1 protein-coding gene and 1 pseudogene are annotated in these 2,280 nt (G+C 45.0%); both read left to right on the top strand.

Annotation, left to right across the window (positions count from 1 at the left end; all coding sequences use genetic code 11):
• The first annotated feature begins 83 nt into the window (after positions 1-83).
• Positions 84-1,736, top strand: coding sequence for a DUF4157 domain-containing protein (locus tag F6J99_RS09790; protein ID WP_293112762.1), 1,653 nt, complete (start codon positions 84-86; stop codon positions 1,734-1,736).
• 32 nt (positions 1,737-1,768) lie between these two features.
• Positions 1,769-2,280, top strand: a pseudogene (locus F6J99_RS09795) (DUF4157 domain-containing protein); the annotation flags it as partial.

The raw sequence follows: 2,280 nt of genomic DNA on the forward strand, positions 1-2,280 counted from the left end.
TTGCCAAACTATCATTATTTGCCCACCCTACCCTACCGAATGGGTACTATGCCACGTTGGTACGGATGTAGCGCGGTCTTGAGATGAACCCCATCAGTGCCATTCGGCTATATCATGATGATGTGACTGTTAAAGATTTAGTCAAGCTCATGGGTAATCTACGACAAAGCCAAACCAGACAGACACAAGCTCAAGATCAGTCAATAGTATCGGGAAGTAGGAAGCCAACATACCACCCAATCGAGGAACTGCAAGGGATAATCGGCAACCGAGCACTGGGTAATCTAATTAAATCCCAGCAATACAAATCTGGAGAAGTTCATCGAACCCAAGATCCTCTGCTGAGTACTGTCTCCCCTGTTAGTGGGCAGTCAATCCAGCGAATGCCAATGTTTAGGGGACTTTCCCATGAGCTAATGGGCCATTGGCAGCAGGGCAATCCAGTACAGGCGAAGCTGACTATTGGTGAAGCTGGGGATAAGTATGAGCTTGAAGCCGACCGAGTAGCATCGGAAGTAGTAAGACAAATTAACGCACCAGTTACTAGTCACACCACTCAACCAGACTCAATTCAAGCTCAAGGTCAGCAAGATGAACTGATGAGGAAGCCAATGGTGCAGCTTCAATCTGTAGAAGGTGGGATGGCTGCTACCCCAGAGTTAGAAAGCTCAATCCAACAGGCAAAGGGGTCGGGGATGCCCATCGCCGAAAGTATCCGGAAACCAATGGAGCAGTCGTTTGGGGCAGATTTTAGTGGAGTCAGGGTTCACAGTGATGCCCAATCTGACCAGTTGAATCAATCTATTCAGGCTCGTGCTTTTACTACAGGTAAAGATATCTTCTTTCGGCAGGGGGAATATAACCCTGGGAGTCGAGGAGGGCAGGAGTTAATTGCTCATGAGTTAACCCATGTGATGCAGCAAAATAGTTTGGCACGACAGTATCAATTTAAGAATCCAGCAAGGTTTATTTCAAATACTTCAAAAGGGATCGAGGAAATTATTCAGTGCCAGAAGCTTTTTCATAGAGGGACATCACTACAACAAGCTGAGGCAATCTATAACAATCGGCAGAACATACAACCGACAGGTAGTGGTGAGTTCGGAACAGGAATCTATTTCTGGGTCAATGATCCTGATGCCGCACTAATTTCTGCACTTCAGTATCAAGCAAGTGAGCGGGATTGGGCAGTATTAGAGTTTAGCGTTCCTGACCAGGTATACGCTCAATATATGCAACAAAGCGCACAGTTGAATCAACAGCAAGGAGTTCAGGCAGAACAGTGGATTAAATTTCCTCCAACAGAACAAACGGAAACAGGTAGTGCCCATCCATTTATAGTTCCAAACGAATGGGTAAATAACAAAACCTACGATCAGCCTGGGAATCCAGCAGCACCATATAGTCAAATACCCAGGAAAATGACTGCAAAAGAATTCCGGGATATAAACGCTAATCCTGCAAGCTACGGTTTACAAGGTCAAAAGAATAATTACAGGTGGAATAGGTATCCTTCGATCACAGGTCCAAGCGCAGCAGATTATAAAGATTCCACTCTCAACCAGGTAAGGTTCCTTGGTACGGGGATAGCTATGCTACAAGACCCTCAGGTAACAGTAAGAATTGTCCAGCGAGGGCAACAAATAAGAGATAAGAATAGACAACAACAGATTCGAAACTACAGTATGGAAATTCGGCATCAAATAGCAGAAAATTTCCGAAAAATGAATAAATAGAAATAGAATAAATTTAAGATTTAGTCAAGCTCATGGGTAATCTACGACAAAGCCAAACCAAAAAGACACAAGCTCGAGATCAGTCTCTTGTATCAGGAAGTAGGAAGCCAACATACCACCCAATCGAGGAACTGCAAGGGATAATCGGCAACCGAGCACTAGGTAATCTAATTAAATCCCAGCAATACAAATCTGGACAAGTTCATCGAACCCAAGATCCTCTGTTGAGTAGTGTTTCCCCTGTTAGTGGGCAACCAATCCAGCCAATGCCAATGTTTCGGGGACTTTCCCATGAGTTAAGGGGCAATTACTCCAAGGGGAATTTGGTGCAGGCGAAGCTGACTATTGGTGAAGCTGGGGACAAGTATGAGCTTGAAGCCGACCGAGTAGCATCGGAAGTAGTAAGACAAATTAACGCACCAGTTACTAGTCACACCACTCAACCAGACTCAATTCAAGCTCAAGGTCAGCAAGATGAACTGATGAGGAAGCCAATGGTGCAGCTTCAATCTGTAGAAGGTGGGATGGCTGCTACCCCAGAGTT

Source organism: Moorena sp. SIO4G3, assembly GCF_010692305.1.
GTDB lineage: Bacteria > Cyanobacteriota > Cyanobacteriia > Cyanobacteriales > Coleofasciculaceae > Moorena > Moorena producens_A.